Annotated in this window: 6 protein-coding genes; 1 reads left to right on the forward strand and 5 read right to left on the reverse strand. The window is 42.6% G+C overall.

Going from position 1 to position 6,115, the window contains the following annotated elements; all coding sequences use genetic code 11:
* The first annotated feature begins 319 nt into the window (after positions 1–319).
* Positions 320–1,160, forward strand: a protein-coding gene (locus P8O70_02470; protein MDG2195748.1) for an IS5 family transposase whose coding sequence is annotated in 2 segments (ribosomal slippage) — positions 320–741 and positions 740–1,160 — 843 coding nt in all. Because the reading frame shifts where the segments join, the coding sequence is not laid out codon by codon here.
* Positions 1,161–1,231: 71 nt separating this feature from the next.
* On the opposite strand, the gene P8O70_02475 is transcribed toward P8O70_02470, so the two are convergent.
* The 5 genes from P8O70_02475 to P8O70_02495 all read right to left on the reverse strand — a co-directional run.
* A complete protein-coding gene (locus P8O70_02475; protein MDG2195749.1) occupies positions 1,232–1,582 on the reverse strand; it encodes a cupin domain-containing protein in 351 nt (116 codons plus the stop codon).
* A gap of 568 nt (positions 1,583–2,150) precedes the next feature.
* Positions 2,151–3,740, reverse strand: a complete 1,590-nt coding sequence (locus P8O70_02480) for an ion transporter (GenBank protein ID MDG2195750.1) — start codon at positions 3,738–3,740, stop codon at positions 2,151–2,153.
* A gap of 264 nt (positions 3,741–4,004) precedes the next feature.
* Entirely contained in the window at positions 4,005–4,919 is a 915-nt protein-coding gene (locus tag P8O70_02485) for a homocysteine S-methyltransferase family protein (protein ID MDG2195751.1), read from the reverse strand.
* A 35-nt stretch (positions 4,920–4,954) separates the two neighbouring features.
* The gene (locus P8O70_02490) at positions 4,955–5,638 is read right to left on the reverse strand and encodes a pentapeptide repeat-containing protein (protein ID MDG2195752.1); all 684 of its coding nucleotides are present in this window, start codon (positions 5,636–5,638) and stop codon (positions 4,955–4,957) included.
* Between the two features lie 263 nt (positions 5,639–5,901).
* On the reverse strand, positions 5,902–6,115 hold a 214-nt coding region (locus tag P8O70_02495), incomplete at its 5' end, for an acyl-CoA synthase (GenBank protein MDG2195753.1).

Below are 6,115 nucleotides of genomic sequence, written 5' to 3' on the forward strand. Positions count from 1 at the left end.
ATAGAAATGAATAAATGAATACTTTTGAAATGATAGCAAACAGCCCTAAATTTTGTCAATTTAAATATGTTTTCATGAATGTCACAAATTGAAACAATTTGATCGGATAAGCCAAGTCTGAATCAGGATAAATTTCAGGAATAGTTTAGATTGTGAAACTTTTCTGCGATCAAAAGTTGAATCAAGCAGAAGAAATTCTTGGCAAAGTGCTTTACCCGCTTTTGGCTAAGAGTCTATCCGCAAATAAAAGATTGGCTATTTTCCCCTTCTTGTTGAGCCTTCTTAGGAGGACAAATGACAACCTTAGGAGAAGGAAGATATGTCCAGAAAGAAGACCTGGGAAGTTTCGGATGCCTTTTGGGAATTGGTGCAACCCCTGATTCCCAGAAATCCAAGAGTCGCCCACAAGACTTACCAACGCCAACAAGGGGGTGGCAGGAAACCGAAATATTCCAATCGCCTCTACTTTTCGGCAATGGTTTACGTCTTACGGACTGGCATCATCTGGAATGCCTTGCCCCGTGAAAAATTTGGCGGGATGAGCTCCTCGGCACTTCACGATAAGTTCCAGCAATGGAGTATTGCCGGTGTGTTTACCAAAATTTGGCAGCGAGGTCTGGCCGAATACGACGAACTAAAAGGAATCGCTTGGACTTGGCAAGCAGCAGATAGTGCTAGCATCGAAGCACCTCTGGCCAGAGAGTCTACTGGTCCAAACCCGACGGATCGGGGGAAAAAAAGGCTCAAAACGACATGTTCTCGTCGACGAGAATGGCATCCCCATCTCACTACTCGTCAGCGCAGCCAACCAGCATGACAGCGTGGCTCTGGAGCCTTTACTCAAGGCGGCCGTCGTTTCACCGGTGGCAACAACAGAATGCCACTTGTGCCTGGATGCAGGGTACGTTGGTAAAGAGGAAGTCGCCCAGTGCAATGGCTTCATCTCACATATACGCCCACGAGGAGAGGAAAAGAAGGAGATCGCAACCAATCCCGAGTTCAAGGCGCGACGATGGGTCGTCGAACGGACACACTCCTGGTTCAATCGCTTTCGAAAGTTGATCCCCAGGTATGAAAAAACCAACTGCTCCTACTTGGCCCTGACCAGCTTAGCGGCTGCCATGATCACTTTGAATCAGGTAATGTCTATTTATGGATAGACACTAAGAATAACTCCAGCTCTTATGCGGCTGAGGGTGAAAAAACAAGATTTTATAGTGCTGGTGAATTCTTAGTCTCCCCAAGCTCCGTGGAATTCATAGGCAACAGCTGGTTGATCACCAACAACCCATGCATCGTGTCCAGGCTGAATCGCATAGGCGTCTCCACCCGAATAAGTCACCTCGGTTCCATCGTTGTGACGACAAGTTACTGTCCCCGAAACAATCACCCCGATGTGATTGGCTTGACAACTTTCAGTGCCAACAATCGGTTTGATATCTTTCGACCACTTCCAACCTGGTTGCACTGTAAGTTTTATTACTCTTTGACCACCAACATTAACTGTCTCAACCCTTGCGTTGCTTGGGGTGCTGACCTCGTCAGCATTACTGGCGAAATTTTTTACCTCAACAGAAGCCATGAATCTGCCTAAATGAATATGAATTGCGAAGAATGGCGGGATATACATGATCCCGCTAGCTTAGAAATGAAACCTATTAACAGGTTGAAGATAATCATACAAATTAAAATTAAGTGAAACAAAATTTACACGGACCTAAATCACTCCATAGGAGTTCACAAGCCAGGCGAAAACAAGGACGTAGAGAACCAAGACCAAAATTAAAGAATAGGACGTGGGGTTCATGTGCTTTACTCCTGTAGAAAGAGTTTTGGACGATTGCTCAAGGCCATTCAGCCAATTTAGGAGGCCTCACTATCTGAAATGAATTGGAAATACAGATAATGAGATAAAAAAATATCAATTAAACGTTAGCTAATGGCAAGGTAAGTTCCAAAATCAGCTAAGTAGCAATCAAATTATCGGGTAATGACAAGAAAGTTTCTGCAGAGTCGCGAACTTTCTATGTCGTTTTAACGGAAAGAAACCCTCTTGCAAAAGCAGGCTCCAGATCCGTTCCAGCAAATTTTTTTTCACAAAAAAATATAATTGATTTGCAATAAAATCAAAATTCTAGTGGGGATTTTGATTATACTTGAGAATCATTTGTATCGAGCATTTCCTCGAACTTTCTCGCCCTGACCTTCTTCACGATAAAATCAATATTCTTGATGGTCTTTCGGAGTTCCTCGTCTTTCTCAAGACTACCCTTTGCTTGAGTCATGCTTTGGATGATGACCCCGATGACTAGATTTAAAATTACTAGACCACTGATGATGATGAAGCTAATAAAATAGAATACTGCCATCAGCGGCATTTTTGCAGGATTTACACACAATTCTGGGTTGTCCCCATAACCATACTCTGCACAGCTGTACATCTGAATGTACATCATGTCGGTCCAGTCCTCAAAAGTGGCAGCCCGAAATAAGGACACCATGCTGATTGGGAGATCTCCAAAATGGATGGGGTCATTTTTTGAAAAAACTGTAGTGCCAATTACCCCATAAATATAAATCAAGAGTAAGAGTAGAATACCCACAAAGCCAATGGGTTTGGTACTCTGAAGCAGTGAAATGACGATTATTCTAAGTTGGGGAACTTGGCGAAAAATTCTTGTGAAGCGTAAGAGTCTGATAACCCTGAGGACGAATGGATAAGACCCAAAAGGAAGAAATGAGCCGACCACAAGGAGACTATCAAAGATGTTCCATCCATCGGAAAAGAAGGCCAGGGGTTTATTCCATTTTGGTAAGAAACGAATAAGAATTTCGATTAAAAAAATGTACTTGATGACCGTGTCGATTGAATAGAATAAGGTGGGATAATCCGTAACTAGTGCTTCACTGGTTTCTAAACCCACCACAATTCCTGTCAAAACAATGAACAGATTGATGAAGTTTTGAAACCATTGGCTTTGCTCAATGTTGCTTAGCCAACGAAGGGGACTAGCCGTGGGTTGGTCATACTTTATGCCCGGTTCGACTCCCAGATTCTCCAGCAGCAATTCGTAGACAATTTTTTCCTCATCAGTGAACTCATCATCGGAGAATATGATTTCTTCGACCATTGTTCGAATACTGATTTTTTGCTGATCATCGATGTTGTTCAGCTTTCTGAGATTCCCACCCACTTTCTGAATCTGGCTCTCCAGATCAAGGTCTTTAAGGTTTTGGTAGGCCTCATTGTAATAGACTCTAATATCTGGACCCATGTACTTGATCCAGATCTCGGCAAATTCGTCGATGCTGGCAAAATCAGAGCTTGAAACATAGTTCAGAACATTAAGGTACTCGAATAATTCAACACTTGGCTCAATCTCATAGGTGTTCACCTGGAGAAGACTTTTGGCGAGATCATAGAATTTTCTCTCTGAGGAGAGGACTTCATCATCTGCAAAAATGATTTCCTCAAACATGAGAAGAATTTCTTTTTTTGTAGCATCCTTCTCTCCCTGCAAGCGAACCAAGCATTCACGAGTCAGTTTAACTTTTTGACCATCAGTTAGATTGATTAGTTGCTGATTTGCCTGCTTTGAAAATTCCTCGTAGCGATCGCCAAGGTGCTTGGAGACAATCTTATCAATTCTTTTCTCTGACTCATGGTCTGACAATGAAATGACATTCAACATCTTTAGACAGATCACGAGGTCTAAAGGATTCTGCAATCGATCGATCATGGGGGTGCAATTAAAAATGTTATTTTCGAAATCAGTTGAGATCAGAAAACATTATCTTTGAAATTCTATCCGATCAAGAACAACTGATCTAAATCATAGAGAATTTTTTATCCTCAATAAGTTGAATCTGTTAACGATACTAGGGTCTTCTTGGCAGGTTGGAATTGGCAGTAAAATTTGTAAGAGGTAGGTCGTTTCAATGGAGTTGATGAGGTCAGGGGTTCTTAGATATGAGGCTAGAAGCCTATTACCAACATCAGTAAATTATTGATGATTTTGAATAGTGTTTGAACTCAGAATCTTCTCTCTGAGATTGTAGATCTCTGCAATATGTTCTGGGCCAATCTCACAGCATCCTCCCAGAATCGTAGCTCCCATCGAAAGCCATTCTTTCCCAAACTCAGCATAAGTTTGAGGGTTGATCTCCTCTCTAGACTTCAAGACGTCAACAGTTGCGTGTCCCTGATAAGGTTCCACTGTAATAAAGCCGTTGGCGTAAGCCCCAAAAGTCCCTGAGTGTGGAGCTAATTCAACCAAAGCCTTTGAGGTCGCTTCAGGTGGCGAACAATTGATCAACAAAGCACTTGCTCCCTCAGCAAGGACTGCTTTTGCAGCTTCAATGATCAACTCACCAGAACGTAAAAATGAACCATTTGTTTCATTGACGGTGAAGGAAGTCCAGACGGGTAGGCCTGATTTCATAGCTACAGCTGTACTGATACAAGCCTCTTCAATGGAAGCCATTGTCTCACATAAAAATAGGTCAACGTGTTTGTATTGTTGCTCTGCAATCTGCTGATATTCTTCTTGGGAGGATTGAGAAGTTAAGCGTTCGGACGGTCGATAACTACCTGGAAGAGGTGGGAGAGTACCAGCGATTAAGGGAGACTGCTCCATATCATTACAAGCTTGTCTTGCTGCGTTGATTGCAGCTTCCTGCAAAACTTTAAATTCTTCTTGTCTGTTGTATTTAGCGAGTCGAGTGGGTGTCGCGGCATAGGAACTCAGTGTGATTACATCCGCACCGGCTTTGATGAAATCACGATGAACATCTACCACCAAGTCAGGATGATCTCTCAAGACATCACCAGACCAAAGTGGAGTAAGTTTGTGTTGGGCCCTTTTCACTAGTTCCTGGCCCATCCCACCATCAAGGATCGTAAATGAGCGATTCAGCATGCTAGAGAATCAGGCTGCAATTAAAATTCATTGGACTATTGGTCTGTGCATTCAGGGTTGATGATTCCCAGAGTTGTCTTGACCCTGCAAAGTTGCTTACGAGAAACGTTTGCGTTTCTCAAAGTTGCTCTTGTTAGGTCTGTATCAATCAGTTTGGCTCCGCTGAGGTTGGCATTGCTCAGATCAGCCTCCGTGAGGTTTGAACGGACTAGGTTAGTCATGCTCAAATTTGCATTTTTTAGAATCGCACCTTGGGCATTTGCGTTTTCCATTTTTGCCCCAATTAACTCCACTCCAAGTAAATCGGTACCTGTTAGATTTGCAGAACTCAGGTCTGCACCGGTTAGATTTGCGTTGCTTAATTTGGCTCCGCTCAAATCAGCAGCAGTCAAATTAGCTCTTCTAAGATTGGCACCTACCAGATTCGCATTGCTCAAGTTTGCACCACTTAGGTCAACTTTACGTAAGTCTGCCCCCACCAGTGATGCCTCCTTCAAGGTGGCTTGACGCAAACTAGATTCATTGAAATTGACTTTCCGTAAAATTGCCCCATTGAGATTGGCTTGATCAAGGTCGATGCCTTTGAGTTCAGCCTGACTGAGATCACATTTTTCACATTTGTTGAGCATTAAAAGCCACTCAAGATCCTTTTGCTCTAGAGCATAAACCTGAAAACTCAATAGAGAAGCGACTGAGGCGAGAATGATATGTCGTTTCATATGTATTTAAGAGTTATGGCTTAAAAATGATCGCTAGGATATCGACCAAGCTGAATCTGTGTCGTTTCCGACTAGAAATATAGCAAAATTCTAAATTCTGATCCTATTTAGTCAGAAAATTTAGATGATGACCAAATGCATTGAGATTGCGCGACACGCACTTCGGAGGCCAAACTATTAGATGAAAATCGCTTTAGTTAATAATGAAGAATGAGATTGAAGATATTTGAGCAGGCTGGAAGGAGTTTGAACCAACATCAATTCTATAATATTTTTGCCTGATCCCGTAGTTCAACTTTACGGATTTTACCCGTGGCAGTCTTAGGTAGGTCACAAAAAATGTAGTACTTTGGGACTTTGAATCCAGCCAAAGCAGATCGGCAATGGAGGCGAAGTTCCTCTGTGGTAGGGGTTGTTCCTTGTTTCAATTCAATAAATGCACAGGCCGCCTCTCCCCAATGTTCATCAGGTCTTGCG

This window comes from SAR324 cluster bacterium (genome assembly GCA_029245725.1).
GTDB lineage: Bacteria > SAR324 > SAR324 > SAR324 > NAC60-12 > JCVI-SCAAA005.